Raw genomic sequence first — 24,901 nt, 5'->3', positions numbered from 1 at the left:
GTCACTCGCTGCCGGTCACAACGGAGGTATCCGCGCGGCCACCCCATTCGGACCAGGAGCCGTCGTAAAGCGTATTGTCGGTGTGGCCGAGGGATTGCAGCGCCAGCGTGATGATGGCTGCCGTGACGCCTGAGCCGCAGGTTGTCACCACGGGCTTGGAAAGGTCGACGCCCGCCTCGGCAAATGTCTTGCGCAGCGTGTCGAGATCTTTGAACTTGCCGTTCTCGGAAAAGGTGGTGGAAGGCAGGCTGTGCGCGCCCGGCATGTGGCCGGAGCGCATTCCGGCACGCGGCTCTGGCTCTTCGCCGAGGAAGCGCCCGGCGCCCCGCGCATCGGCAATTTGGACCTTGCCTGATTGCACGATGTCCTTCATGCGCTCAAGCGAGGTTACCGCCGAAGGCGTGAAAGTAACGTTGAACGTGACGGGCGTGGGCGAGGGAACGTCCGTCGTCACCGGGCGTCCGTCCTTCTTCCAGCCGTCCATGCCGCCATCGAGCACATAGACGTCCTTTGCGCCCATGATGCGCAGCATCCACCACACGCGCGGCGCGGTCATGATGCCCGGGCCGTCATAGACGACGATCGTATCGGTCTCGCTGACACCGAGCGCACCAACGGCCGTGGCGAAGGCTTCCGGCGTCGGCAGCGTATGCGGCAGTCCGCTCGTGTGATCGGCGATCGCATCCTGGTCGAAGAACACGGCACCGGGAATGTGGCCCACGTCGTACTCCGCTTTCGGGTCTCTGTTCTGGGCTGGCAGATACCAGGCGGCATCGAGAATGCGAATGGTGGGATTGTTGAGCCGCTGCTGCAACCAGTCCGGAGAAACGACGTAAGCGCTTTTGTTGTTGGTCATGGTCGTATCTCCTGTTCAGATTGTCTGGCGGTCGTCTGCCGTGCCGAAGCGGATGCGGAAACGGCGGTTTTCCTTGCCCTTCTTCTCGATCTTGGCGATGTGGATCGCGCCGACTTCCTGGGTTTCCGACACATGTGTACCGCCGCAGGGCTGGCTGTCGATCGCCGAGTTTTCACCGATGCAGACAAGGCTGACGCGACCAAGCCCGACGGGCGGGCGTACATTCTTGGATTTGACGATACCGGGGTTGGCTGCGAGTTCCTCGTCGGTGATCCACTGCAGATAGACCGGGTGGTTCTCGTCGACGAGCTTCCTCAGCGCTGCCGTCACCTCGTCCTTATCGATCGTTTCGCTCATGTCGAAATCGACCCGGCTTTCATCTTCGCCTACGGCTGCGCCCGTGATCGGGAAGGGACAAACGACGGAGAGCAGATGGCAAGCCGTGTGCATGCGCATCAGCCGGTAGCGGCGCGGCCAGTCGATATGCACGACCAGCTTCTCGCCGATATCAGGCGCTGGCTGTCCTTCCGCCGGGACATGGATGATGATGTCCTTCGTCGCGCCATGACGGGCAACGGCAACGTCGATGCGGCTGCCGTCGCTGCGCTCCAGGAAGCCGCTATCGCCCGGCTGTCCGCCTGACGTGGCGTAGAAGCAGGTCTGATCAAGCTCGATCCCGCCATCCTCCAGAATTCCGGTGACACTTGCTTCGCAAGTCGAGAGATAGAAATCTTCGCGGAAGAGGGCAGTCACGGTCTTTGTCATCGCAAATCTTATCCGACTGATTCGTATGGAACGGTGATGCTTGAGGGGCCCTTCAACCAGGCCGGAACAGGCAGGCCCTTCGAGGCCAGGAAGTCCGGGTTGAAGAGTTTCGATTGATAGCGGTTACCATAGTCGCAAAGGATCGTCACGATCGTATGTCCCGGACCGAGCTCCTTGGCGAGCCGGACGGCGCCGGCAATATTGATGCCCGTTGATCCGCCGACGCAAATGCCTTCGCGTTCGATCAGGTCGAAGACCAGCGGCACGGCCTCGGCATCGGAGATCTGGTAGGAAAAGTCTGGACTGAAGCCTTCGAGGTTGGCGGTGATGCGGCCCTGGCCGATGCCCTCGGTGATGGAGCTTCCGCTCGCCTTCAACTCCCCGTGCGCGTAGTAATTGTAGAGCGCCGCACCATCAGGGTCGGCAAGGCCGATCTTGATCGCAGGGTTCTTGGCGCGCAGGCCCTCTGCAACGCCCGCAAGCGTACCGCCGGAGCCGACAGAGCAGATGAAGCCGTCGACCTTGCCGTCCGTATCGCGCCAGATTTCAGGCGCCGTGGTGGCGACATGGGCGTCACGATTGGCGACATTGTCGAACTGGTTTGCCCAGATGGCGCCGTTCGGTTCGGTCTTTGCGAGTTCAGCGGCCAGGCGACCGGAGATCTTCACGTAGTTGTTCGGGTTCTTGTACGGCACAGCCGGCACTTCGACGAGCTCTGCTCCAAGAAGACGCAGCGCATCCTTCTTTTCCTGGCTCTGGGTTTCCGGAATGACGATGACGGTCCGATAGCCGAGTGCCTGCCCGACGAGGGCAAGGCCAATGCCGGTATTGCCGGCAGTCCCTTCGACGATCACGCCCCCCGGCTTCAACTGCCCGGCCTTCTCCGCCTCCCGGATGATCCAGAGCGCGGCGCGATCCTTCACCGACTGTCCCGGATTGAGAAACTCCGCCTTGCCGAGGATCGTGCAGCCGGTTGCCTCGGATACGGATTTCAGCCGGATCAGGGGCGTGTTGCCGATTGCTTCAAGAACGGACGGAAGAATGGCCATTTGCAGAACCTCGTGCTTGAGAACGGCCGCTGAAGCGAGCCGCGTTACCGAAGAAAAACGCCGAGTGGCCGGCGAACGTTGAGAACGACACCGGATCGCCGAAATATTGGCGTGTTTTCGGCTCAGCCTGTTTCCCAGGCAAGAAATAGCGTTTCACCGCTGCCCTGTCCCGAACAAAAAACGTCTTCGAGGGGAAAGCTTAGGGTCGAGGCCGCTCTGGGTGCGCGCCGGATATTGGAGGGGGATTGGTCTGGGCCGGGCGTGTCATTCGCCGGCCCCTTGAGTTGAGCGTGCACCGGGCGGGTGCGTGCCGAGGTATGGGCAATGAGTATGCACAAGACGAATTCCGAGCATGGGTTGGCATGGGTAACGGGAGCGAGTTCGGGAATAGGCCGAGCGCTGGCATTGCGGCTGGTGCGAGACGGCTATTCGGTGGTCGTCACCTCCAGAAATCACGAAAAACTGGTGGCCCTGCAACAGGAAGCTGCCGCCGACGGCCGCATCATCGTTCTCGATGGCGATGTCACCGACCCTCAGGATATGGAACGTGTGTTGGCATCGATCGAATATGATCACGGCGACCTGTCTCTGGCCGTGTTCAATGCGGGGGTGACAATCCCGGTGAGGGGCGACGATCTGCATCGCGACGCTTTTGAGCGGAGCTTTGCGGTCAATGTGAACGGTGTCGTCAATTGTCTGCTGCCGGCAGTGGCCCACATGAAGGCAAGGGGGCAGGGCCACATCGCCATCGTGTCGGGGGCTGCAGGTTATGGCGGTTTGCCGGGCAACGCCGCCCATGGCGCCACGAAGGCGGCCCTGATCAATCTGGCCGAGAGCTTGAAGCTCGATCTGGACCGGATCGGCATTCGCCTGCAGTTGATCAATCCGGGGCCTGTCGACACGACCGGTTCGCCGCGGCTTGGATTTGCAAGGTCCGGCATGGTCAGTGCAGACGAGGCCGCTCAGCACGTCGTCGAGGGCCTGAAGTCGAAGCATTTCGAAGTCAGCTTCCCGAAGCGCTCTATCACTATCGCAAAGTTGTCACGCCTGCTGCCATATGGTGCCTACTTCGCGCTCGTTGACCGGCTGACCCGGCAAGGCGCGACGCCGCCAAAAGCGACGAACACCCGCACGAGCGCCAAGGGGCGGCCACATCAGGCCGTGTGAAGCACCAGTACTGCGCCGAAGATCAGGGCGAGGCCGACCCAGCCGATCGGCTTGAGCTTCTGGCCGAAGAGCAGGCGGCCGCAAATGGCCGTGCCGAAAATCCCGGTCGCGCCGAGAACCGCGTAGGCGATCGCAAGTTCCATGCCCTTGACCGCTTCGGCAAGGAAGGCAAAGGCGGCGAGCACGAGAACGATGGAAAGCGCGCCCCAGCCGCGGCGCGCGAAGCCATTCGATTTGGTCGAAGCGAGATTGGCAGCGATGTCGAGGATGCCGGCGATGACGGCAAAGACGAAATAGAGACTAGGTGCGCTCATCGATGGCTCCCTCCGTGGCCGGAGCGTCCTCTTCGCGGTGTTCGCCTGCATTGACGAGCAGGATACCGGCCACCGCCATCGACAGGCCCAGCATTTCCCGGCCGGTCAGCACATGGCCGAACACGAACACCGAAACGAGCGTAATGATCGCGACCCCGGACCCCTCCCAGATGGCATAGGCAACGCCGACGGAAATGGTCTTCACGGCCTTTGCCAGGAAGACGTAGGAAAGCGCAATGGAGACATACATCACTACGTGGCCGAGATAGGAGCCATTGGCGGATGCGGCCTTCATCGCCGTCAGGCCCGCCACCTCAGTCGCGATGGCGAGCGCCAGGAAAAACCATGCAAGCCGCATGAGGAACCTTCAAGAAAAGATCTGGATCGGTTGCCTCATAGGCGTTGTCGGACGATCGGTAAAGCCTACTGCATGTTTCCTTAAATCCTATTCGATTTAAGGATAAAAACTTGCAGCCATTCAAAGTGCTACAGCGACCTTTGCGCGTCTAATAAGACGCGCGGCGCTGTAGCGGCGGCGAGCCTCATTCGAAGACGATCTGACGGACATCGATGTTGCGGGCGCGGAAACCGGCTTCGCAGTAGTAGAAATAGAACTCCCACAGGCGCTTGAAGCGCAGATCGAAACCGAGCGGCTCGATCCGGCTCCACACCGACCAGAAGCGCTGCCGCCACTCGCCGAGCGTTCGGGCGTAGTCGCCACCGAAGCCGAAATCGTTGATCATTCGCAGACCGACGTTGCGCCCGAGATCGACCAGATGCTCGCGCGTCGGCAGCATGCCGCCGGGGAAAACGTACTTTTGGATGAAGTCCGGATTGGAGCGGTACTCCTCGTAGGCTTCCGGCTTGATCGTGATGATCTGCAGGCCGGCCTTGCCGCCGGGTTTCAGGCAGCGCTTCAGCTGCGAGAAATAGGTCGACCAGAATTTTTCCCCGACCGCCTCGAACATTTCGATCGAGACGATTCGGTCATAGAGGCCCTTCTCCTCGCGATAGTCCTGGAATTTCAGCTCGACGCGGTCGGCGACGCCGGCCCTGTGCATGCGTTCCCGGGCAAACGCGAGTTGTTCGCGACTGATGGTCAGGCCGGTGACCTTGCAGCCGATCTCGGTCGCCGCAAATTCTGCAAAACCGCCCCAGCCGCAGCCGATCTCAAGCACATGGTCACCGGGCCGTAGATTCGTCGCCTCGGCCAGTGCCCGGTATTTGGCAGTCTGGGCCGACTGCAGATCGTTGGCGCCGCTAGCGTAAAGTGCCGACGAATAGGTCATGCTCGGATCGAGCCATTCACGGTAGAAGGCGTTGCCGAGGTCGTAGTGGGCAGAGATATTGCGCTGTGCGCCCGTCCTGGTGTTGGCATTGCGCCAGTGGAGGAATTTTTCCACCAGCCGCATCAACCCGCGCGCCCGGTTAGGGAATCTGTTGCCGATGTCTGCGTTGACAAGGAAAAGCTCGAGAAAGGCGCCGACATCGGGGCTGTCCCAATCGCCGTCTATATAACTTTCCGCGGCGCCGATGGTGCCACCGGTGATTGCGCGGTGCGGAAGATTCCAGTTGTGAAGTGTCACGGCGGCGCATGGCCCCGGCACCTTTCCCTTGACCAGCAGCCGCCGACCGTTGGGCAAAGCGAGCGCCAGCGCGCCGGCCTCAAGGTGAACGAGGCCGCGCAGGACCATCTGGGCCTTGAGCGGAAAGTCCTTCAGCACCTGCGAGAGATTTTCAGTCGAAAGGTGCTCGGCGTTGTCGAATTCGGCAAAGCAGGCTTCTGTATCATGCATAAACCACCCTCCGGCAATCGTTGCATCCGTAACGTGAGCCTAGCGATAATCCTGCGAGAGGCCAACCATGGATTTGTACCGGTGGCGGCGCGGTTGTAGCGATTTTTTAGGTTCTGATTTCCTGAAACGCGGCCAACGCGCGGTCGCGCGCGAAGGCGTGGTCGACGATGGGGGTGGGGTAGGAGACTCCAAGCTCGATGCCGGCGGCAGCCAGTACTGCCGAGGGGGCCGAGAATGGTCGATGGATATAACGCGCCTCGAGATCAGCGAGCTCCGGAACGAAACGCTTCACATAAAGCCCCTCCGGATCGAATTTCTCGCCCTGGAGCACCGGGTTGAAAATGCGGAAGAAAGGCGAGGCATCGGCGCCGGACCCCGCCACCCATTGCCAGCTTGCTGCGTTCGAGGCCGGATCTGCATCGACCAGCGTGTCGCGGAACCACGCCTCTCCGCGTCGCCAGTCGATCAGCAGGTCCTTGATCAGGAAGGAGGCGACGATCATCCTGACGCGATTGTGCATGTAGCCGTGGCGCCAGAGCTGCCGCATGCCGGCGTCGACAATCGGATAGCCGGTCAGGCCCCTTGTCCAGCGGTGGAACTGTTCGTCATTGTCCAGCCAGCGAAAGCCATCAAAACGACGATCGAGGTTTTGACGGCCGAGATCCGGATTGTGAAACAGCAGATTGTAGGAGAACTCGCGCCAGGCGAGTTCCTTGCGGAAAGTGACGACATCGTCCACCGGCGTTTCCGTCAGGCCACGCGTGACCTGCCAGATCTGCGCCGGAGAGATTTCGCCGAAGGCAAGATGCGCAGAGAGCATGGACGTACCTTGCGCTGCAGGGACGTCCCGCTCAGCCTTGTAGCCGGCAAGGGCATGTTCAACGAATTTGTGCAGGCGTTCGGCAGCGGCCTGCTCGCCCGGCGTCCAGATTTCGGCGAACGTCGATGCCCAGTCCGGCCGCGTCGGCAAGAGCTTCCACCGTTCAAGCTCCTCGGATGCCGGCCACCTCACAGGCGCTCTGATCATTTCCGGCGTCTCAATCGGCGCCGCCGGCTCGCCGCTGGCCTCAAGCGCACGCCAGAACGGCGTGAACACGCGATAAGGGCCGCCACCCTTCGTGAGGAGCCGTGTCGGCTCATGCAACAGTTGCCCTGCAAAGCTGCTGACGGTGAAGCCGCGTTCAACGAGCGCTTTCTTCAACGGCGCATCGGTTCCTATTCCGCTCGGGTCGTAGCGGCGATTCCAGAACACGGTCGTCGCGCCCGATTCCCGCGCTATCTCGGCGATCACATCCAACGGCGCACCGGTCCGCAGGATAAAGTCGGAGCCGTGTGCCCGCAGCGATGCCCGCAATGCCTGGAGCGAATGGTGCAGCCACCAACGCTGCGCGCCACCAAGCGGCCCATTGCCGCTTTCCTCCGGTTCATTGATGTAGATCGGAATCACCGGTCCACCCGTCTGCGCCGCGGTGGCAAGTGCCTGATTGTCTTGAAGGCGCAAATCTCGACGAAACCAGACCAGAATCGGCGTTGTGGGATTTGCGCTCATGACATTCCCGGGGGCGAGGAAGGAGGAAGGCGTCGCCGGCACCATAGCCGCAAAATGAAAAAGAGCCATTCGGGCGTTACCGCGAATGGCTCTTTAAAAACTGGCTCCCCGGGCCGGATTCGAACCGGCGACCTGTCGATTAACAGTCGAATGCTCTACCGCTGAGCTACCAGGGATCATCTGCGCGGCGTGTCCTGCAGAAGTGAGGCTGCTAATACAAATGCTTTTCCGATTTGCCAAGCTGTTTTTTTAAAAAAAGTGAGAAGTTTTGTTGCGAGCCTGTGGAGAAGCCCCCAATTGTGGGAAAGGCAGCCGGATAGGGAATGATGCATAAAAACAGAAAACAGACGCATTTCGGCATAGACCCGCACACACGGCAGATCGTGCTTGGCAAATGGCGCCTGAGGCTGCCGGAATCACCACTGCTGCGCATGCTGGTTGGCGGGCTGCTGATATTCGGCGGCTTTCTCGGCTTTCTGCCCGTGCTCGGATTCTGGATGGTGCCCTTGGGCTTACTCATCCTCTCGCACGATATTCCTTCAGTACGCCGCCGCCGCCGAAGGTTCGCAGTCTGGTGGGCGCGCCGACGCAACGGGACGGGGTCTTCGAAGGAACGATGATTCTTTCGCGAGGGCGATCCTCGCTTCGACAGGGCGCCACAAGCTCACGCTACACGGAAGCCGAGCCTATTCGGCTCCTTCGTCGGCGACGATGTGGCGGCGGCTCCAATCGAATAAAAGTCATGGACCGCCGCGTCCTCCCGACCGACTTGTGCGCAAACTCCCGCATTCGGGCTGTCGTTGAAAACCATTCGGCAACGGATCGGCAGCATAATGCCGCCCGGATTAAGGATGGGGCGGAATGGCTAAGACCACGACAAGCCGCGGGCGTCGCCGCGGCAGCCGGACAAAGAAAAAGGGCGGAATGCTGCCCTGGTATCTCGCCGCGGTGCTGACAGTCGGCGGCGTTGTTGCGTACGACCACCGTGGACAGTTGCGGGATCTGCCGGGCGTTTCGGATGTGTTCGCATCGGCGCCCAAGTCGACATCCACATCCAGGTCGGACGATCGGCCGAAGGCGCAGGCCCGTGTCGCCATGCCCTCGGCTACGCACAAGACGAAGCCTGTCGACGGACCGATACCCGCAGTCAATGTCGGGTTGGCCGCACCGACACCCGTCGAGCGCCCGATCGCGCAGCCCACGGCCGTCGAGCCCCAGGCGAATCAGTTCTATTTCTGCGGTACCCGCAACGACAATTGCGTCGTCGACGGCGGAACATTCCGCTACCAGGGCGAGGAGATCCGTGTCGCCGACGTCGATGCACCGCGAATCAAGCAGGCGAGTTGCGATAGCGAACGTGCCCGCGGCTTCTACGCCAAGCAGCGATTGCGCGAGTTGCTGAACGCCGGCGAGTTCAGGCTGATCGAGGCCATCGGCAGGAGCGACGACAAGAACAGCGAAAAGCTGCGCGTGGTGATGCGCGACGGCCGCTCTCTCGGCGCCGTGCTCGTATCGGAGGGCTTGGTTCGGCCCTGGAAGGGACAGCCCAAGCCCTGGTGTTAGACGGTGCTCGGCGTCATCAGAGAGAATGATGAGGGCCGGAAGCGTGTAGCCGTCTAAGTTATCCACCGAGCGCGATATCAATACCGATTATCAACCCCAGAGCCGATAGTGCCAGAAAGAACACAACAAGAGAGCTTGCTAGAAGCAGCTTGATGGGATTGGCTCGGAAATCTGCCTTAAGGTTCGGGAAAATTGGCGACATGTCCAATCGGCCGGTCACCGCGAGCTGGAATAGACGCCAGATTGCGACCGCAATGCACATTCCACAGAAAACTACCGTCAGTATGAGCTTGGGTAGATGATCAACTCTGGATTCAACGTCCAATTCCCTGAAGAATCTTGGTGCAAGGTAGCTTTACCGTGAAACGGTGTACAAGGTAGCAGCGCCCCGCGACGTCGGAAGAAGGGTTGGACGGAAGATTCGGGCCGTCTGTCGAAATGGTAAATCCATCCAATTGCCTCGTGTCGGACGCTGCCGTATAGCGCCCGCCGCCTGTCGTCGAAGGGGTTCGCGGCGATCCGTTATGGGGCCGGATCGGTAAGCCTGTGGAAGAGTTGGAGAAAGATGGAATTTCAGAAATGCCTGAGGACGTTTTTCAGAAATCCCCTCTTGCGCTCTTTCTATATTCATTCTAAACGCTCGCCACGACTTGATAATCTCAGTCGATGAGGCCTCGTGGCGGAGTGGTGACGCAGAGGACTGCAAATCCTTGTACCCCGGTTCAATTCCGGGCGAGGCCTCCAAAGCCACTCCTAAGTAGTTGAATTAGTTTCGCTATTTGGACTGCAGGATTTCATCTGCTGCCACACATTCCTCTTGGTGTGGCAATTGGTTCCCGTTATCTCCCTCTTCGACGTTCGATCCAAGCAGCAGATTGCCGATTCCATCCCCATTGCTTCTGGCAACACTCTGCCTCGTCAAGCGCGCCCGTTCGCGTTCCGCGAGTAGATCTTCGACGTCTTGGCGGCGCAACGAACGCCCCCCTCATTCAGGGTGCAGCAGTTTGAACGGCTGCGGCCGGCGTCCTGCCAGCCGCGCCTGTCGTCACTCCGCCGGGATAAACTTGAGCGTTCCTGCGAGCCTTGGGCCGGTCGATCCCTTCGTGTCCATCGGGTGGTTGATGCCGTCGTTCACCGGTAGCTCCTCGAAATCGAATGGGCTTATGCCTTCAAGGCACGCGGCGTTGACGCCGTAGAAATCCGGGTTCGCGCGCGGCTTGTGGAATGTGTAGATGCCGCACTTCGAGCAGAAGTAATGCTCTGCAGCCTTCGTGTTGAACTGATATTTGGTGAGTGCCTCGCCGCCGGAGAGAACCGTGACCCCGTCCTTGGCGGCAGAGACGGCAACCGCGCCCTTCAACTGGCAATAGGAGCAAGTGCAACGGCGGGCGGTGCGGAGGCCGCTCTTCAGTTTCACATTGAAGCGAACCGTTCCGCAGTGGCAGGCTCCGTCAAGGTTCTGAACATCGAGATTCATCCAATCATCCATCTGATTTTGAAGCGCATTTGATGAGCTTTCTTATGAGGTGGGTTGCTTGTGCTCAAGCGCATTCGGGGGCAGTCTCAATCCAGAGGACCGCACTCCCGTTGAGGCCGTTCGTTGTAGGGCCATCAGCCGATTGGGCTCAGGCGCGGGGTACGAGGCGTCTCGTCGCGCATCGGGCACATATTCAGACCAAGTGCCCGATACGTGCGCCAGCACGCTTTCGTGCTCCACGTCGGGGACGTTCCGCGGCCCGAGCCGATGCGTCGCAAGAGCGCTCGGCCAACGGATCGTGCGGAGAAAAAGCCTACGGCCGTTCGCATCCGTCCTGCATCATCCGCGCGAGGAGCGAACAGTCCGCGTCGCACCGTTGCCTTTCTTGGGTACGAACCTAGTTACCCATACCGTACCCAAGCGAGGAATTGCTGAATGAACCGTAATGGGCTCTATCTGATCATTGCCATGCTCGCCGTCGCCGTCATTGGTCTCGGCGCCTATGTCTACCGCGAGGAAACAAAACCGACCGGCGTAGAGATCAAGATTGGCCAGGACGGGGTTTCCGTTCAGGAGAATTGAGCGCCATCGGCCACACGCTCAACAGGTTTGGCAGCGGCGAATGCCGCTGGCGGTCGACGCCCCACGCGAGGTTCAAGGCGAACGCAGATCCGAAGGCGGTCGAAATACCGGCCATCGGTGGCGTAAGCGGCCGCGTGCTCGTTGCGAGCGTCAACGAAAGTGTGACGTAGATAGGGCGGGCGAGCGCGTGATTCAGCCCCTCGCACGATGAAAGCAACAAGTCACCCAGCGCCTGCGCGATTGGCTAAAGCGGTTCTCCGTCAATAGCAGCCCGATTGTCGAAAGTGAAACGCTGTGCGTGCCTGCGCAAAGGACATGCTGCCGGCACGCAGGTACGGTTTTCGGGGGGCAAGGAACATGGGCCAATGCGGCGCGTCCAACACGCGCAGCGAGGCTGCCCGCCTCGCAGCCAACCACTGTTTTCAAAGCGCAATTCGACCGGGCTGCGCTTGCCCGCCAGTTTGCGAACGTCCGCAGTCGCCAACGACATGGCCTTGCGAGGACGCGCCCCGAAATGGTGATTCGGTCACTATTGTCAGTGCTGAAAATATTGTCTCTAGACAGAACTGGGAATGAATATCCCAACAGCGCGACCCGTATAGGTAGTGTCAAACAAAGCCAACAATGGAGGAAAAGACATAAAATGAAATATAAGATCGCCCTGACTGCTCTTGCCATTCTTGCCGTAACGACGGCCACCGCAAGCGCTGAGGATCTCGTCTTTCAGCTTAAGAACAAGACGAATGCCGTTTTGACGAACTTCTACACATCGCCGGTCGGTGTTGATCAGTGGGAAGACGACGTCTTCGGGCGGCAGGTGCTTAATCCGGGCGAAAGCATGGAAATTACCATCGCCGACGGACGTGATGTCTGCAAATACGACATGCGCTTTGAATTCGAAGAAGGTTCCGGTCTCGACACGACTGAAGACAAGCAGGATCTCTGCGAGTTGGGCGAGTACTCGATTCACGAGTAAAATCCGTCGAGCGTGAAAAACACTCGATCCGAAAATCTCCGTCTCGCTACCCTATGTGGCGAGACGTTGAAGTAAGAGAGCGGCTGGCCGGCATGAAGGCGGCTAGAGCGTTTCCGGTTTAAACGGAGTCACTAGGCGCTCTATCTATTTGTTTTTACGCATTTCCTGGCGGAAAGCCGCTCCGCACTTTTCCTCGAATTGCGCTGGCGTGAGACGGGCTTAGTGGTAGCGGCGGATCAAGCCGACGAGCTTGCCCTGAATCTTGACCCGGTCAGGCCCGAAGATGCGCGTCTCATAGGCCGGGTTGGCGGCCTCTAGAGCAATTGAAGCGCCCTTGCGCCGGAAGCGTTTCAACGTTGCTTCCTCGTCATCGACTAGTGCCACGATGATATCGCCGGGATTGGCCGTGGTGGCATTGCGGATGATCACCGTATCGCCATCGAAAATGCCGGCCTCGATCATCGAATCACCCTTCACTTCAAGGGCGTAGTGCTCGCCGCTGCCGATCATATCGAGCGGCACGGTAATGTCGTGGGTGTTGTTCTGTATCGCCGAGATCGGCACGCCGGCGGCAATGCGGCCCATCACTGGAACCGACACGGAGCTGTTGTCGGCAACCGGCAGCGTTTTCGCCGCGGGGGCAGGGGCGGGCGGTTTGCCAAGGCTACCCTCGATGACGCTCGGCGAAAACCCGCGACGGGGCTGCGCGCTCGCAGCATAGGCTTCCGGCAGTTTGATGACTTCGAGCGCTCGGGCGCGGTTGGGAAGCCGGCGTATGAAGCCGCGTTCCTCGAGCGCTGTGATCAGCCGGTGAATGCCCGACTTGGATGCCAGGTCGAGTGCATCCTTCATCTCGTCGAAGGACGGCGGTACACCGGACTCCTTCATTCGTTCATGGATGAAAAGAAGCAATTCCTGTTGCTTGCGGGTCAGCATGGCAAGTCGCTCCAGAGGCGTGAAACAAATCAAGAACAGACACTATCTGTTCCATATGTGTTCCGCAAGTGCCTAAAATTCTGTGAATGTTGGTTCAATCAAGCGCAGATTGACCAACTCGTCGCTGCACGCGCCGCGCGAGGCTGATATGCCTCCTTCCGTTTATGGAATGAGGGTTTAATGACGAAGCTGATTCAAATCTTGCTGACCATCGTTGTCGCCGCGACCGCGATCCTTGGGTTTCGCTGGTATCAATACGTGGATAACAAGCAGAGCCCGTTTGACGAAGTTGGTATCGCGTTGAATGCGGCGATGCCCGGGCCGCTCAATCAATGGGGTTGTGACCGGCTGAAGCTGACATTTGGCAACGGACACCCGCCGCACGGTTGCGCCGCGGCCGATGGGACGCAGTGGAAATAGCCTGCCATCAAGGGATCAGCAGAAATATCGATGGGCGATCTGCTAGAGGAGGCCTGAATCAGGCCGGCTGCGTCGCGGAGCAGGCGTCCTCGAATTCCTTGACGGTTTCCGCGGAGTTGTCCTCCGGCAGCACAGCGTCGGCCGCTTCGGTCGCGACCGGCGTGTCGCCTTGATAGACGAAGGACTGGATGTAGTAGGCGATCGTTCCCTTCCAAACGTTCCGGCCGTCTATCTGCTGGCAGGGCACGGCCGTTTCGAAGTCGGCTTGCAGGTCGTCGACCGTGGCAGCGCTGAGGGCGATGTTAGGCGATGCGATAATCGAGGCGATAAGCAAGGCTGCAAGCACGGTGAACGTCCACTAGATCAGAGGTGGCGGCGATGGTTTGGTTAACGATGTGAACCGTGCTTTCGTTCCGAAGTCCAGCAAGCATGCCGGGCACTGTGCCGTGTTCAACAGTTCTTTGCGAAAGGCGAGCACTGGTGCTCAAGCTGTGGCAATGAAGGCACAAAGATTGGCGTGAGGTGCGTTGGCGTTTTCGATTTTCCGGCGCCCGCCTCAAAGCGTGGCGCTGGCAGCTGATCAACAATACCCGCCGCAAATGCTTCCGATGATGTTGGACGCCGTAATGGAGTGCGAGTGGCCAGCGGCATCCGCCTGTAGCGATCTTCGCATCTCCAGCCAAATACATACGACGTTCAAACGCGCTACGAAACCGGCATCTGACCGCGGGTGCTCGACCAGTCGCGCCGGGATGTCGCGGAGACGTTGCGCACCCCAGTTCGACTGGCCACTGACGGATATCTCTCTCGTGTCGTTAGTTCGAGAGGTTAAAGCCGACCGTCTTACTTCTTGTCTTTCTTGCCCAGGGAGAAACTGCTGCCGGCCAGCTTCACCTGTGAGCCTTCCGTCACAACGGCGGCTTTGACAGTCTTGTCCTTCTTTGGCTTTCTAACCTCGCGGTTACTTCGCACTTGACCTTTTGCCATGATCGTCTCCTTGGAAGGTGTGCCGGGGAACCCTGCATGGGCGCCGAATGCCGGCAAACCAGCCTGCATTGATACCGCCGTAAGTCAATGACGGTGCCGGTGGATCACTGTTTTGCCGGCGTTGCGTCGCGCATTCGTGCCCGGTGTCCGGGCACTGCGATGATAACGTCGCTTCGGTCACTTACCGTTGCGCCCCTGGGATGCTGTCGCAGGCCCTATGACGGCAGCAACTTCGGTTATCTTGTTCGCCGGAAATCCGGCGCGTTCCGAATGTTCGCGAATGACGTCGGCGCTTGATGCCTCGTGGACGCAGTAAATCTTGTCGCCGGCGACATAACTGGTGATCCATGTATATGGTACGCCAAGATCGGCGACGACAGCATTGGATTTTGCCGATAATGCGCAAAGGTCGTCCTGGTTGAGCTTGTCGGCCCCTGGGACGTCGCGTTCAATGATGTAGGTGGGCATCGTTCAGTTCCTCGGTTGTTGGAGGACTGAATATCAAGAATATCTAATATAATTGAAGTCAATACTTTCCACCGGTGATGCGGCGATTCACGACGATTTCCCTGGAAGTATAGGATCAAGCAGCGGAAGGGGCTCCACCGGGACTGGCGTCCGATCAAACGATGGGCGCCTGTATCGCCCCGCGATCACAATATCTCGCGGCCAATAGCTCTATGCGACTGAAATCGCGCGGCCGGGGATGGGAGCGCGCGATGCGCTCCGTCCGACACGCGTATACTAGCGCAAGTTAGTAGCTGAGCCGGAAACCGCCGGGACTCGCCGCAGACGGATCGGGTACAGGTGTTGGACCTTGCCACTGCGCATAGGTCGTGTTGCTGCCGCCGGTGCTTGCGCATCCGGCAAGCGCAAGAAGCGCGAGAAAAGCGGCTGTCGTCAAATATTTAAGAGGCATGGTTTTCTCTAGTTCTGGGAGATCGCCCAGGGCTCGATGGGCCGGAATCAGACTTTCCCTCAAATTATCTGGGATGGCAAGCGGGTCGAGCCACCGCCTTGCAAGCGCCGTCAATGCTGCGGCTATGATCGGGGAATACTCGCAAAACTTGTATGTGTTCGCCGCCAAAGCATTCACTTGGCGACCGAGCGCAATAATGGGTGGCGAAAAATGAGACAGCCATGGCGGAGGAGGTGGGATTCGAACCCACGGTGCGCTTTCACGCACGCCGGTTTTCAAGACCGGTGCCTTAAACCGCTCGGCCACTCCTCCGGGCAGGGCGTTATTGCGCGAAGCCTTGCTGCTTTGCAAGATTTAACATGCGTGGGCGGAAAGATTTTCTTGGCGCATCCGCTGCCCATTTTGTCCGGGTAACCATTCGTAAACCATAACTGGAGATTTCGAGCCGTCAGCCATTCGTCGGTTCGCAATTTTGCCTTGTTGCTGTCATGATTAATCGACTGTTCCGTTTCGGGACGCCGAGATTTCCGCTGGGGGCACGAGTGGAAGGTTTCGAGTACGGCTTATTCGAATGATGTTGTGGGACAGATGACATCCAGTAAAAATGCGGCATATCTGATCAAGGGACTGCGCCTTGCGGCGGTCCCTGTGCTTTGCGCAACGCTTGCGGCTTGCGGATCGACGTCCAGTATCAAGAAGAGCAAGTCGAGAAGCAAAGAATACTTTGCTGAGTCCGTTTATGGCGTGAAGGCGAGCCCCCGTGTCGCTACCGGCAAGAATATTCCGAAGGGCGGCGGCCGCTTTCAGGTCGGCAAAGCCTATCAGGTCAAGGGCAAGTGGTACCAGCCGAAGGAAGATTTCGGTTACAACAAGACCGGTGTCGCGTCCTGGTACGGCTCGGCCTTTCATGGTCGCCTGACGGCCAATGGCGAAGTCTACGACAAGCTTCATCTGTCCGCCGCGCATCCGACCTTTCCGCTGCCGAGCTATGCGCGTGTCACCAACACCGAAAACGGCACTTCCGTCATCGTTCGTGTGAACGATCGCGGTCCCTATGAATATGGCCGCATCATCGACGTTTCGTCGAAGACAGCCGATTTGCTCGATATCAAGCAGAAGGGCAGTGCCAAGGTTCGGGTGCAATATGTCGGCCGCGCACCGCTTGAAGGCAACGACATGCCCTATCTCATGGCGTCCTATGTCACGAAGGGCGACCGCAGTCCGGGCGTCATGCCGGAGGGCCAGATCGCAACCGGCGTGATGGTCGCCTCGAATGAGCCGATGCGCAACCAGTTGGGAACGCTGGTCATTCCGCCGAAATCGTCCCTTGATACCGCCGGTACGGTAACGGCGTTGGCTGCACCTGTCCCGCAATTTGCAGCACCGCCGTCGCTGAGCGAGTTCGTCATGCTTCCGGAAATCGGGCCGATCCCGCGCGAGCGACCGGAATACATTCCGATGCCTGACGGCAACATGGCCTATGCGGCCGCCTATGTGGAAGTGCGGGTAAGCGATGCGGAATCGCCGTTTGAAGCGATCATGGTCGAGACCAATCCGCTTACGCCTGAATCCATCGTTGCCCATGCGAAGCGCCAAGGCAGAACCGGTTCGCTCAGGTAACCTGGGGCGTTGTACCATTCTGATGACGCTGCTATGCCCAATGGGAAACCGGAGTTTCCCATGCGCTTGATGATGCTTACGGTCACGTTCGGCCTTGCGGCGTTGCTCGCGAGTGCGGCAGCGGCTCAGACGCCGCCGGTGGCGTTTGACACCAAGGCAAAGCAGATCCTGCTGGTGGATGCCGAAACCGGCACCGTTCTGTTTTCCCGCGCCGAGAACGAACCGGTTCCGCCCGCCTCTCTTGCCAAGTTGATGACGATGGAAGTGGTGGCCGAGGCCATCGCCAAGGGTGAGCTTTCGGCCGAAACGGCCTTCGACGTTTCCGAACACGCGTGGCGCACGGGCGGCGCCCCATCCGGCACTTCGACGATGTTTGCTGCGCTGAAGTCGCGCATTCGCGTGGCCGATCTGTTGCAAGGGGTGGCCGTTCAGCTTGCCAATGATGCCTGCATCATCCTCGGAGAGGGGATGGCCGGTAGCGAAACCGCCTTTGCCGAAAAGATGACGGCCCGCGCTCGCGAACTCGGCATGCCTATCGCCACGTTCGGTAACGCCACAGGTCTGCCGGATCCCCAGAACCGGATCACTATGACCGAACTGGTGACGCTGACCCGTCATCTGCACGAGGCGCACCCCGATCTCTATCGGCTCTACGCCCAGCCTGAGTTCGAGTGGAACAAGATCCTTCAGCGCAACAAGAACCCGTTGATCGCGGCCAAACTCGGGGTCGATGGTGTCGCCACGGGTTTTGCCGAAGGCTACGGTTTTTCGCTGGCCGCATCGATGCCGCGTGGCGACCGGCGTGTCTATCTCGCGATGGGCGGGCTCGATACCGATAAGGAGCGTACGGAGGAAAGCCGCAAGGTGCTTGACTGGGCGATGACGGCGTTCGAAAAGCGGCGAATTTTTGCTGATGGCGAGGCGATCGGCGAGGCCAGTATCTACGGCGGTGCGGCCTCCCATGTCGCGCTTGTCGCTGGTGGGCCGGTTGATGTGCTGCTGCCGGTCAACAACCCGGAACGCCTGACGGCCCGTGTCGTCTACAAATGGCCGTTGCGCGCTCCCGTGGAAGCCGGCGCCGAGGTCGGTGTCGTCCGACTGTGGAACGGCGAAAAGCTGCTACGCGAGGTTCCGGTCAAGACGGCGGGAGCAGTGGGCCAAGGGACACTGGCGAGCCGCGCGCTCGACGCTCTGCAGGAACTCTTCTTCTTCTGGCTGTAACAAAACCGGTTCTGGCGGTTTCATCGGGTGGGCCAATCGGCTAAACAGAGCCAAATCGCATGCCGATATAGGAAAGCATTGTGCCGCTGGCAAAAGGTCTGTTTGTAACATTCGAGGGCGGGGAAGGGGCCGGCAAATCGACCCAGTTGCGCCTGCTCGCCGATTCTCTGCGCGCGCTCGGCCACAAGGTGCTGACGACGCGCGAGCCGGGCGGATCGGTCGGGGCCGAAGCGGTGCGCCATGTGCTGCTTTCGGGGGCGGCCGAAGCCTTCGGCGTCCGAATGGAAGCCATTCTGTTTGCTGCGGCGCGCAGCGATCATGTCGAAGAGGTCATCCGGCCGGCGCTGACTGGGGGAACGATCGTGCTTTGCGACCGTTTCATGGACTCGTCGCGCGTCTACCAGGGCATCACCGGCAATCTGGAGCCGGCCTTTGTCGAGACGCTGGAGCGGGTTGCCATCAATGGCGTAGTCCCGGACCGGACCGTGATTTTCGATCTGCCGGCGACTATCGGTCTCGAGCGCGCCCAACGCCGCGCCGGCGATGACAGCCCGGATCGTTTCGAGAAGGAAGAGCTTGAGACGCATGAAAAGCGCCGCGAGGCCTTCCTCGATATCGCACGGGCGGATCCGGACAGGTGCCGGGTTATCGATGCGACGCAATCCGCCGAGGCGATTGCCGCAGAGGTGCTCGGCCTGCTAGAGAGCTTGCTTGCGAACGCTGAAGTCTCCGGGCCTTCGAATGCGGGGTCCGCACCATGACGTCGGAAGCGCCAGGTGTACTTGAAGGGGCAATCGCGCCGGTCCAGAACGACCGGCTGTTTGGTCATGAGCAGGCGGAAGCGTTTCTGGCCCAGAGCTACCGTTCGGGCAAGGGACACCACGCCATTCTGATCGAAGGGCCGGAGGGTATCGGTAAGGCGACGCTTGCGTTTCGCTTCGCCAGCCACATCCTCAATCACCCGGATCCCGCGACTGCGCCCGAAAGGCTTGAGGATCCCGACCCGGCCTCGATCGTCGGCCGGCAATTGGCCTCCGGCGCATCGCACAATCTTCTGCATCTGACGCGGCCGGTCGACGAGAAGACGGGCAGGGTCAAGGGTGCCATCACCGTCGACGAGGTGCGAAGGGCCGGCAAGTTCTTTTCGCAGACATCCGGCACCGGCAACTGGCGCATCGTCATCATCGACCCGGCCGACGATCTCAACCGGAACGCCGCCAACGCCATCCTGAAAATTCTCGAGGAACCGCCGCGTCGGTCGCTGTTCCTGGTGCTGACCCACGCGCCGGGTAAGCTATTACCAACCATCCGTTCGCGCTGCCTGCCGCTGCGGCTGAAGCCGTTGGAGCCTTTGGCGCTGCGCCAGGCGCTCGGTCATCTCGGCTTCGATCTTGAGAGCGAAAATGCCGCGCGCGTTCTGGCCGCTGCCAATGGCAGCGTGGCGGAGGCGCTGAAGCTCATCAACTACGGCGGTCTGGAAATCACCGCGACCTTCGAGGCGATCCTCGCGGGGCAAGGGCCGGGGATCCGCAAGGACATGCACAAACTTGCCGACGTGCTTTCGGCCAAGGACAGCGAAACGATCTTCGATTTCTTCACGTCGCTGCTGACAGGCCGGCTGATGCGCGAAGCCCGCGATGCGGCCGTTGCCGGCGACATCATGCGCGCCGAGCGTTTCGCCCGGCTTTCGGCCACGACCGGGGAACGCCTCACCATCAGCGACGCCTATAATCTCGATCGCAAGCAAACCATTCTTTCGCTGCTGGACGACGTCAAGGCGGCGCTATAGCTGGACCTGAAACTTCCATTTGCGCTTGATCGCAGCGACCAGATCCAGGTCGTGATGGTGGGCGAAAAGCAGCACGTGACCCAGCAGATCTGCGGCCTCGTCCGCCATATCGGTCTGGATCTCGTCCTCTGATTTTCCATGCCGCCTGCCGCGGCCGGTGTGCTTGTTCCAGGCCTGGGTCAGTTCGCCGATTTCCTCCTGCATCTTGAGCATGAACCAATCTGCATCCCGCTCGATGCCGTTGTCTTCGGCGTAGTGGGCCGATGCCGCTTCGAATTGACGTTCAAGCTGGCGCAACATGACGATCCCTTCGCGTTTGTTTCCTATTTGTTCTATTGTTTCGTTTGCGTCCACACAAGCGGGAATGGATGTCGATCAGCGGCTTCGGTGCGGGCTTTTCTGCCATCTCCCGGTTCCTTCCGCGCGGCGTATGCGCTAAGAGCGTCGGTAGCTTTATCCGAGATAGATTGAATCCGCTTATGAGAGACACGTCCCCCTTTTACATCACCACCGCGATTTCCTACCCGAACGGCAAGCCGCATATCGGCCACGCCTATGAGTTGATCGCAACGGATGCAATGGCGCGCTACCAGCGCCTGGACGGACGCGACGTATTCTTCCTGACGGGCACGGACGAACACGGCCAGAAGATGCAGCAGACGGCGCGCCGCGAAGGCGTGACGCCTCAGGAACTCGCCGACCGGAACTCCTCGGAATTCCAGAAGATGGCGGTTCTCCTGAACGCGTCGAATGACGACTTCATCCGCACCACCGAGAAGCGCCACCACGAGGCGTCGCAGGACATCTGGAACCGCATGGGCGAGGCGGGCGACCTCTACAAGGATTCCTACGCCGGCTGGTACTCCGTGCGCGACGAAGCCTATTACCAGGAGAACGAGACCGAGCTGCGCGCCGACGGCGTGCGTTACGGTCCGCAGGGCACGCCGGTCGAATGGGTCGAGGAGCAGAGCTACTTCTTCAAGCTGTCGGAGTATCAGGACAAGCTGCTGAAGCACTACGAAGAGAACCCTGACTTCATCGGCCCGGCTGAGCGCCGCAACGAAGTGATCTCCTTCGTGAAGTCAGGCCTCAAGGACCTGTCTGTTTCGCGCACCACCTTCGATTGGGGCATCAAGGTGCCGAACGATCCTGGTCATGTCATGTATGTCTGGGTCGACGCGCTCACCAACTACATCACCGCGACCGGCTATCTCGACAATCCGCAGGGACCGCGGGCGAAATTCTGGCCGGCGAACATCCATATCATCGGCAAGGACATCATCCGCTTTCACGCGGTCTACTGGCCCGCTTTCCTGATGTCGGCCGGCCTGCCGCTGCCCAAGCGCGTCTTCGCCCACGGCTTCCTGCTCAACAAGGGCGAGAAGATGTCGAAGTCGCTCGGCAACGTCGTCGATCCGTTCAATCTCGTCGAGCATTTCGGTCTCGACCAGATCCGCTACTTCTTCCTGCGCGAGGTTTCCTTCGGCCAGGACGGAAGCTACAGCGAGGAGGGGATTGCAACCCGCATCAACTCCGACCTTGCCAATGGCATCGGCAACTTGGCGAGCCGTTCGTTGTCGATGATCGTCAAGAATTGCGATGGCCATATTCCTGTCTGCGGTGCGTTGACCGACGAAGACAAGGCGATGTTGGCGGCCGCCGATGCGCTGCTCGAGATCACCCGCGACGAGATGGGCAAGCAGATGATCCACCGCGCGCTTGCGGCGATCATTGCGGTCGTTTCGGAGACCGATCGCTATTTCGCCGGCCAGGAGCCTTGGGCCCTGAAAAAGACCGATCCGGCGCGTATGGCAACCGTGCTCTACGTCACCGCCGAGGTCGTTCGCCAGATTGCCGTCCTGTTGCAGCCCTTCATGCCGGAATCGTCAGGAAAACTGCTCGACCTGGTGGCAGCCCCAGCCGACAAGCGCGACTTTGCGGCACTCGGCGAGACCGGCCGTCTTGTCTCCGGAACGCCGCTTGAAGCGCCGAAGCCGGTCTTCCCACGCTATGTCGCCCCGGAAGCGTAATAAGGCACGATCAGCATGCTTATCGATACGCATTGCCATCTGGATTTTCCCGACTTCGAGGCTGAGCGCGACGCTATCATCGAGCGCGCGCGCGCAGCAGGCGTCGGCCAGATGATCACGATCTCGACACGCGTGAAGCGGTTCGACACGATCCTTGCGATTGCGGAAGCTTATCCGAACGTCTTCTGTTCCGTCGGCACCCATCCGCACAACGCGGATGAAGAGCTTGATATCACTGCAGACGATCTCATCCGGCTTTCGGCCCACCCGAAGGTGGTGGCGATCGGCGAGGCGGGTCTCGATTATTTCTACGACAACGCGCCGCGCGACGCTCAGGCCGAGGGTCTGCGCCGGCATATCGCTGCGGCGCGCGAAACCGGTTTGCCGCTCGTCATTCATAGCCGTTCGGCAGACGACGACATGGCGGCGATCCTGACCGAAGAGACAGGGAAGGGCGCCTTCCCCTTCCTTCTGCATTGCTTCTCGTCGGGTCCGGATCTGGCGCGAATTGGCGTCGAGCTCGGCGGCTACGTGTCGTTCTCCGGCATCCTGACCTTCCCGAAATCGGAAGAACTGCGCGAGATCGCGAAGACGGTTCCGCATGATCGCATGATTGTTGAGACCGACGCACCTTATCTTGCGCCCAAGCCGTTTCGCGGCAAGCGCAACGAGCCTGCCTATGTGGCGCACACGGCCGATGTTCTGGCCGATACGATCGGTGTGACGAAGGACGAGATTGCAACGCATACGACGGAAAACGCTTTCCGCATCTTCTCCAAGATGCCGAGGCTCTAACGTGGCATTCAGGCGCGCTTTCACCATTCTCGGCTGTGGTTCGTCGCCTGGCGTGCCGCGTATCACCGGGGACTGGGGCGCCTGCGATCCCAAAAATCCGAAGAACCGCCGCATGCGCGCCGCTCTGCTGGTGGAGCAGATCGCGCCGGATGGCGGCAAGACGACTGTGGTCATCGATACCGGTCCGGATTTTCGCGCCCAGATGGTGGCGGCAAATGTCCGCCACATCGACGCGGTGCTCTATACCCATGCCCATGCGGACCATCTGCATGGCATCGATGACTTGCGCGGCTATGTCATTGAAAATAAGAAGAGAGTACCGATCTGGGCGGACGCTTTCACTATGGGCCGGATTCGCGAAGGGTTTCATTACTGCCTGGAATCGCCGCCCGGAAGCGGCTATCCGCCCATCGTCGACGCACATATCATCGCCGACGATCTTTCATCCGTGATCATAACAGGGGCAGGTGGCCCGATCACCTTCCAGCCCTTGATGCAGTTTCACGGCAATATCCACTCGCTCGGATTTCGCGTCGGCGATTTCGCCTATTGCAGCGATGTCAGCGACTTTCCGCCGGAAACGATCGCAAACCTTTATGGTCTCGAGCTTCTGGTGCTCGATACCCTCCAGTACAAATTTCATCCGAGCCATCTGTCGCTGGTGCAGTCACTTGGCTGGATCGATCGGCTTCGTCCGAAGAAAGCCGTTCTGACGCATATGCATGTGCCGCTCGACTACGACACCGTCCAAGGTGAAACGCCTGATCATGTCGAGCCGGCTTATGACCTGATGCGTCTCGAATTCGAAGTCGACGTCCCCGTGCTCGGAGACGCCTGAACTTCACGTGTTCGAAATATCTAATATTCAGGCCTATTTCGAAAAATACGGCGCCAGGTTCTTGCGGATGCGCTCCAGCACGGTGCCACCCGAAAGATTCGGAACGAAGGTGCGCCCGGTGATCTTCTCATAGGCTTCGATATAGACAGCTGACGTTTGCTCGACCAGTTCTCTCGGGATTTCCGGGACCGGATCCCTGTAGGGATCGCAGCGCTCGGTGACCCAGGCGCGCACGAAATCCTTGTCGAAGCTTTTCGGCCGCTCGCCGTTTTCAAAGCTCTGCTGATAGCTGTCGGCGATCCAGTATCGACTGCTGTCGGGCGTGTGGATCTCGTCGGCAAGGATGATGGTTCCATCCTTGTCGGTGCCGAACTCGTACTTCGTATCGACAAGGATCAGGCCACGTTCGGCGGCTCGCGCCTGGCCCCGCGCAAACAGCGCCAGCGCATAGCTCCACACGGTATCGAGCTGTTGCTTCGTCAGGAGGCCTTGCTCTAGAATTTCGTCTTCCGACAGCGGTTCATCATGGCCTCCGTCGAAGGCCTTGCTGGTGGGCGTGATGATTGCTTGCGGAAGCTTTTGATTGTCGCGCAGACCGTCGGGCAAACGAATGCCATACATGTCGCGCTCGCCGTTGCGATATTTCGTCAGGATCGACGTGCTGGTGGTGCCGGCGAGATAGCCGCGGACGACGATTTCGACCGGCAGGATGTCGAGCCGCTTGCCGATGACGACATTCGGGTCGGGATAACTGATCACATGGTTCGGGCAGATGTCGGCGGTTTCCTCGAACCAGTAGCGCGCCGTCTGCGTCAGCACGTGACCCTTGTGCGGAATGGACGTCAGGATGATGTCGAAGGCGCTCAGCCGGTCGGTCGCGATGATGATGCGTTCGCCGCCGGGCAGATCATAGTTTTCGCGCACTTTGCCATTGTAGCGGTTTGGCAGTTCTGGAATGAAAGCATCTGAAAGAACGCGCAATTCGCTCATCGCATCGGGCCTTGCAAAACGAGGTTTCGTGGCGAACGAATAAGCAGCCGCGAACGGCTGGGTCAAGCCAAGAGTAGGTGCAATACGCCCGGAAACGGGCATTTCGGCACATCTATATGTTCCATAATCTATCTTATCTGATTTTCTCGTGTAGCCGCAAAGTTAAAGTGTCCTGATCCTGCAAAGTAAGAATGTCACTCTCCCCGGGTTTTGATGACCTGGGAGATTGCGGATGGGATTGATTGCGATGAGCGAGCGTGAC

27 protein-coding genes and 3 tRNA genes are annotated in these 24,901 nt (G+C 59.7%); 14 read left to right on the top strand and 16 right to left on the bottom strand.

The genetic code is table 11. From position 1 onward, the window contains the following. Position 1: 1 nt before the first annotated feature. Genes sseA through ASD02_RS08160 form a run of 3 tightly spaced genes read right to left on the bottom strand, consistent with a single transcriptional unit; the run spans position 2 to position 2,670 of the window. Positions 2–856 (bottom strand): 3-mercaptopyruvate sulfurtransferase, encoded by an 855-nt coding sequence (gene sseA, locus ASD02_RS38035; protein ID WP_025427038.1) that lies wholly within the window; start codon positions 854–856, stop codon positions 2–4. 15 nt (positions 857–871) lie between these two features. Then, a complete protein-coding gene (locus ASD02_RS08165) occupies positions 872–1,621 on the bottom strand; it encodes an alanyl-tRNA editing protein (RefSeq protein ID WP_025427039.1) in 750 nt (249 codons plus the stop codon). Between the two features lie 8 nt (positions 1,622–1,629). Then, complete coding sequence (locus ASD02_RS08160; protein WP_025427040.1) at positions 1,630–2,670, bottom strand: cysteine synthase A; 1,041 nt, start codon at positions 2,668–2,670, stop codon at positions 1,630–1,632. A 324-nt stretch (positions 2,671–2,994) separates the two neighbouring features. Here ASD02_RS08160 and ASD02_RS08155 point away from each other — a divergent pair, with 324 nt between their 5' ends. Then, a complete protein-coding gene (locus ASD02_RS08155; protein WP_025427041.1) occupies positions 2,995–3,837 on the top strand; it encodes an SDR family NAD(P)-dependent oxidoreductase in 843 nt (280 codons plus the stop codon). Here ASD02_RS08155 and ASD02_RS08150 read toward each other — a convergent pair. The 5 genes from ASD02_RS08150 to ASD02_RS08130 all read right to left on the bottom strand — a co-directional run bounded on the left by ASD02_RS08150 (position 3,825) and on the right by ASD02_RS08130 (position 7,672). Beyond that, positions 3,825–4,151, bottom strand: coding sequence for an SMR family transporter (locus ASD02_RS08150; protein ID WP_025427042.1), 327 nt, complete (start codon positions 4,149–4,151; stop codon positions 3,825–3,827). The two genes, ASD02_RS08155 and ASD02_RS08150, sit on opposite strands and share 13 nt — an antisense overlap. Further along, on the bottom strand, positions 4,138–4,509 hold the full coding sequence (locus tag ASD02_RS08145; RefSeq protein WP_025427043.1) for an SMR family transporter: 372 nt from the start codon (positions 4,507–4,509) through the stop codon (positions 4,138–4,140). Before ASD02_RS08145 ends, ASD02_RS08150 begins: the two co-directional genes overlap by 14 nt. Positions 4,510–4,693: 184 nt before the next feature. After that, positions 4,694–5,947: a cyclopropane-fatty-acyl-phospholipid synthase family protein gene (locus ASD02_RS08140; RefSeq protein ID WP_025427044.1), complete on the bottom strand. Its 1,254-nt coding sequence runs from the start codon at positions 5,945–5,947 to the stop codon at positions 4,694–4,696. A gap of 106 nt (positions 5,948–6,053) precedes the next feature. After that, on the bottom strand, positions 6,054–7,496 hold the full coding sequence (locus tag ASD02_RS08135) for a deoxyribodipyrimidine photo-lyase (protein ID WP_025427045.1): 1,443 nt from the start codon (positions 7,494–7,496) through the stop codon (positions 6,054–6,056). A 101-nt stretch (positions 7,497–7,597) separates the two neighbouring features. Next, positions 7,598–7,672, bottom strand: a tRNA-Asn gene (locus tag ASD02_RS08130). 150 nt (positions 7,673–7,822) lie between these two features. On the opposite strand from ASD02_RS08130, the gene ASD02_RS08125 reads away from it, so the two are divergent. From ASD02_RS08125 to ASD02_RS08110, 3 genes are all read left to right on the top strand, one after another. After that, complete coding sequence (locus tag ASD02_RS08125) at positions 7,823–8,116, top strand: hypothetical protein (RefSeq protein ID WP_025427046.1); 294 nt, start codon at positions 7,823–7,825, stop codon at positions 8,114–8,116. Positions 8,117–8,357: 241 nt separating this feature from the next. After that, positions 8,358–9,059: a thermonuclease family protein gene (locus tag ASD02_RS08120; protein WP_025427047.1), complete on the top strand. Its 702-nt coding sequence runs from the start codon at positions 8,358–8,360 to the stop codon at positions 9,057–9,059. Between the two features lie 670 nt (positions 9,060–9,729). Then, positions 9,730–9,803: transfer RNA gene (locus ASD02_RS08110), tRNA-Cys, on the top strand. 301 nt (positions 9,804–10,104) lie between these two features. Here the strand turns inward: ASD02_RS08110 and ASD02_RS08105 are convergent. Continuing rightward, entirely contained in the window at positions 10,105–10,536 is a 432-nt protein-coding gene (locus ASD02_RS08105) for a GFA family protein (RefSeq protein ID WP_025427049.1), read from the bottom strand. A gap of 435 nt (positions 10,537–10,971) precedes the next feature. On the opposite strand from ASD02_RS08105, the gene ASD02_RS39160 reads away from it, so the two are divergent. Beyond that, positions 10,972–11,118 (top strand): hypothetical protein, encoded by a 147-nt coding sequence (locus ASD02_RS39160; RefSeq protein ID WP_025427050.1) that lies wholly within the window; start codon positions 10,972–10,974, stop codon positions 11,116–11,118. A gap of 643 nt (positions 11,119–11,761) precedes the next feature. After that, positions 11,762–12,094, top strand: a complete 333-nt coding sequence (locus tag ASD02_RS08100) for a hypothetical protein (protein WP_025427051.1) — start codon at positions 11,762–11,764, stop codon at positions 12,092–12,094. A gap of 219 nt (positions 12,095–12,313) precedes the next feature. Here ASD02_RS08100 and lexA read toward each other — a convergent pair whose 3' ends face one another. Further along, positions 12,314–13,030, bottom strand: coding sequence for a transcriptional repressor LexA (gene lexA / locus ASD02_RS08095; RefSeq protein ID WP_025427052.1), 717 nt, complete (start codon positions 13,028–13,030; stop codon positions 12,314–12,316). A 180-nt stretch (positions 13,031–13,210) separates the two neighbouring features. Here lexA and ASD02_RS08090 point away from each other — a divergent pair, with 180 nt between their 5' ends. Continuing rightward, the gene (locus ASD02_RS08090) at positions 13,211–13,450 is read left to right on the top strand and encodes a hypothetical protein (RefSeq protein WP_025427053.1); all 240 of its coding nucleotides are present in this window, start codon (positions 13,211–13,213) and stop codon (positions 13,448–13,450) included. A gap of 58 nt (positions 13,451–13,508) precedes the next feature. Here the strand turns inward: ASD02_RS08090 and ASD02_RS08085 are convergent, their stop codons facing one another. The 4 genes from ASD02_RS08085 to ASD02_RS08075 all read right to left on the bottom strand — a co-directional run bounded on the left by ASD02_RS08085 (position 13,509) and on the right by ASD02_RS08075 (position 15,668). Further along, positions 13,509–13,796: a hypothetical protein gene (locus ASD02_RS08085; protein WP_025427054.1), complete on the bottom strand. Its 288-nt coding sequence runs from the start codon at positions 13,794–13,796 to the stop codon at positions 13,509–13,511. Positions 13,797–14,293: 497 nt separating this feature from the next. After that, a complete protein-coding gene (locus ASD02_RS39155; RefSeq protein WP_164474927.1) occupies positions 14,294–14,437 on the bottom strand; it encodes a hypothetical protein in 144 nt (47 codons plus the stop codon). A gap of 177 nt (positions 14,438–14,614) precedes the next feature. Beyond that, positions 14,615–14,905, bottom strand: a complete 291-nt coding sequence (locus ASD02_RS08080; protein ID WP_025427055.1) for a DUF4242 domain-containing protein — start codon at positions 14,903–14,905, stop codon at positions 14,615–14,617. A 673-nt stretch (positions 14,906–15,578) separates the two neighbouring features. Beyond that, a tRNA-Ser gene (locus ASD02_RS08075) sits at positions 15,579–15,668 on the bottom strand. A gap of 276 nt (positions 15,669–15,944) precedes the next feature. Here ASD02_RS08075 and ASD02_RS08070 point away from each other — a divergent pair. The 4 genes from ASD02_RS08070 (at position 15,945) to ASD02_RS08055 (ending at position 19,986) form a co-directional block, all read left to right on the top strand. Next, entirely contained in the window at positions 15,945–16,976 is a 1,032-nt protein-coding gene (locus ASD02_RS08070) for a septal ring lytic transglycosylase RlpA family protein (RefSeq protein WP_025427056.1), read from the top strand. Between the two features lie 60 nt (positions 16,977–17,036). Continuing rightward, complete coding sequence (locus tag ASD02_RS08065) at positions 17,037–18,197, top strand: D-alanyl-D-alanine carboxypeptidase family protein (RefSeq protein WP_057220525.1); 1,161 nt, start codon at positions 17,037–17,039, stop codon at positions 18,195–18,197. Between the two features lie 80 nt (positions 18,198–18,277). Beyond that, the gene (gene tmk, locus ASD02_RS08060; protein ID WP_038576098.1) at positions 18,278–18,958 is read left to right on the top strand and encodes a dTMP kinase; all 681 of its coding nucleotides are present in this window, start codon (positions 18,278–18,280) and stop codon (positions 18,956–18,958) included. Then, positions 18,955–19,986, top strand: a complete 1,032-nt coding sequence (locus ASD02_RS08055; protein WP_025427058.1) for a DNA polymerase III subunit delta' — start codon at positions 18,955–18,957, stop codon at positions 19,984–19,986. The genes tmk and ASD02_RS08055 overlap by 4 nt, the downstream gene beginning before the upstream one ends. On the opposite strand, the gene ASD02_RS08050 is transcribed toward ASD02_RS08055, so the two are convergent. Next, on the bottom strand, positions 19,981–20,286 hold the full coding sequence (locus ASD02_RS08050; protein ID WP_057214155.1) for a pyrophosphatase: 306 nt from the start codon (positions 20,284–20,286) through the stop codon (positions 19,981–19,983). The two genes, ASD02_RS08055 and ASD02_RS08050, sit on opposite strands and share 6 nt — an antisense overlap. Positions 20,287–20,465: 179 nt before the next feature. Between ASD02_RS08050 and metG the strand changes: the two genes are divergently transcribed. From metG to ASD02_RS08035, 3 genes are read left to right on the top strand one after another with little or no spacing between them, the layout of a single operon-like run. Next, entirely contained in the window at positions 20,466–22,016 is a 1,551-nt protein-coding gene (gene metG / locus ASD02_RS08045) for a methionine--tRNA ligase (RefSeq protein WP_025427060.1), read from the top strand. 15 nt (positions 22,017–22,031) lie between these two features. Further along, positions 22,032–22,811, top strand: coding sequence for a TatD family hydrolase (locus ASD02_RS08040; RefSeq protein WP_025427061.1), 780 nt, complete (start codon positions 22,032–22,034; stop codon positions 22,809–22,811). Between the two features lies 1 nt (position 22,812). Next, on the top strand, positions 22,813–23,649 hold the full coding sequence (locus ASD02_RS08035; protein WP_057210388.1) for an MBL fold metallo-hydrolase: 837 nt from the start codon (positions 22,813–22,815) through the stop codon (positions 23,647–23,649). A 33-nt stretch (positions 23,650–23,682) separates the two neighbouring features. Here the strand turns inward: ASD02_RS08035 and ASD02_RS08030 are convergent, their stop codons facing one another. Further along, a complete protein-coding gene (locus tag ASD02_RS08030) occupies positions 23,683–24,630 on the bottom strand; it encodes a phosphoribosylaminoimidazolesuccinocarboxamide synthase (RefSeq protein WP_025427063.1) in 948 nt (315 codons plus the stop codon). Positions 24,631–24,901 lie beyond the last annotated feature (271 nt).

It is taken from the genome of Ensifer sp. Root1252, assembly GCF_001425885.1.
GTDB classification, from domain to species: Bacteria; Pseudomonadota; Alphaproteobacteria; order Rhizobiales; family Rhizobiaceae; genus Ensifer; species Ensifer canadensis.
This window is presented reverse-complemented; position numbering and strand designations above follow the sequence as displayed.

Coding starts and splice junctions, on each gene's coding strand:
- lexA (WP_025427052.1), bottom strand. CDS start 13,030: ATGCTGACCCGCAAGCAACAGGAATTGCTTCTTTTCATCCATGAACGA.
- ASD02_RS39155 (WP_164474927.1), bottom strand. CDS start 14,437: ATGGCAAAAGGTCAAGTGCGAAGTAACCGCGAGGTTAGAAAGCCAAAG.
- ASD02_RS08055 (WP_025427058.1), top strand. CDS start 18,955: ATGACGTCGGAAGCGCCAGGTGTACTTGAAGGGGCAATCGCGCCGGTC.
- ASD02_RS08160 (WP_025427040.1), bottom strand. CDS start 2,670: ATGGCCATTCTTCCGTCCGTTCTTGAAGCAATCGGCAACACGCCCCTG.
- ASD02_RS08155 (WP_025427041.1), top strand. CDS start 2,995: ATGAGTATGCACAAGACGAATTCCGAGCATGGGTTGGCATGGGTAACG.
- ASD02_RS08145 (WP_025427043.1), bottom strand. CDS start 4,509: ATGCGGCTTGCATGGTTTTTCCTGGCGCTCGCCATCGCGACTGAGGTG.
- ASD02_RS39160 (WP_025427050.1), top strand. CDS start 10,972: ATGAACCGTAATGGGCTCTATCTGATCATTGCCATGCTCGCCGTCGCC.
- ASD02_RS08100 (WP_025427051.1), top strand. CDS start 11,762: ATGAAATATAAGATCGCCCTGACTGCTCTTGCCATTCTTGCCGTAACG.
- ASD02_RS08065 (WP_057220525.1), top strand. CDS start 17,037: ATGCGCTTGATGATGCTTACGGTCACGTTCGGCCTTGCGGCGTTGCTC.
- ASD02_RS08135 (WP_025427045.1), bottom strand. CDS start 7,496: ATGAGCGCAAATCCCACAACGCCGATTCTGGTCTGGTTTCGTCGAGAT.
- ASD02_RS08165 (WP_025427039.1), bottom strand. CDS start 1,621: ATGACAAAGACCGTGACTGCCCTCTTCCGCGAAGATTTCTATCTCTCG.
- ASD02_RS08125 (WP_025427046.1), top strand. CDS start 7,823: ATGCATAAAAACAGAAAACAGACGCATTTCGGCATAGACCCGCACACA.
- ASD02_RS08050 (WP_057214155.1), bottom strand. CDS start 20,286: ATGTTGCGCCAGCTTGAACGTCAATTCGAAGCGGCATCGGCCCACTAC.
- ASD02_RS08150 (WP_025427042.1), bottom strand. CDS start 4,151: ATGAGCGCACCTAGTCTCTATTTCGTCTTTGCCGTCATCGCCGGCATC.
- ASD02_RS08070 (WP_025427056.1), top strand. CDS start 15,945: ATGACATCCAGTAAAAATGCGGCATATCTGATCAAGGGACTGCGCCTT.
- ASD02_RS08105 (WP_025427049.1), bottom strand. CDS start 10,536: ATGAATCTCGATGTTCAGAACCTTGACGGAGCCTGCCACTGCGGAACG.
- ASD02_RS08040 (WP_025427061.1), top strand. CDS start 22,032: ATGCTTATCGATACGCATTGCCATCTGGATTTTCCCGACTTCGAGGCT.
- ASD02_RS08120 (WP_025427047.1), top strand. CDS start 8,358: ATGGCTAAGACCACGACAAGCCGCGGGCGTCGCCGCGGCAGCCGGACA.
- ASD02_RS08140 (WP_025427044.1), bottom strand. CDS start 5,947: ATGCATGATACAGAAGCCTGCTTTGCCGAATTCGACAACGCCGAGCAC.
- ASD02_RS08090 (WP_025427053.1), top strand. CDS start 13,211: ATGACGAAGCTGATTCAAATCTTGCTGACCATCGTTGTCGCCGCGACC.
- sseA (WP_025427038.1), bottom strand. CDS start 856: ATGACCAACAACAAAAGCGCTTACGTCGTTTCTCCGGACTGGTTGCAG.
- ASD02_RS08080 (WP_025427055.1), bottom strand. CDS start 14,905: ATGCCCACCTACATCATTGAACGCGACGTCCCAGGGGCCGACAAGCTC.
- metG (WP_025427060.1), top strand. CDS start 20,466: ATGAGAGACACGTCCCCCTTTTACATCACCACCGCGATTTCCTACCCG.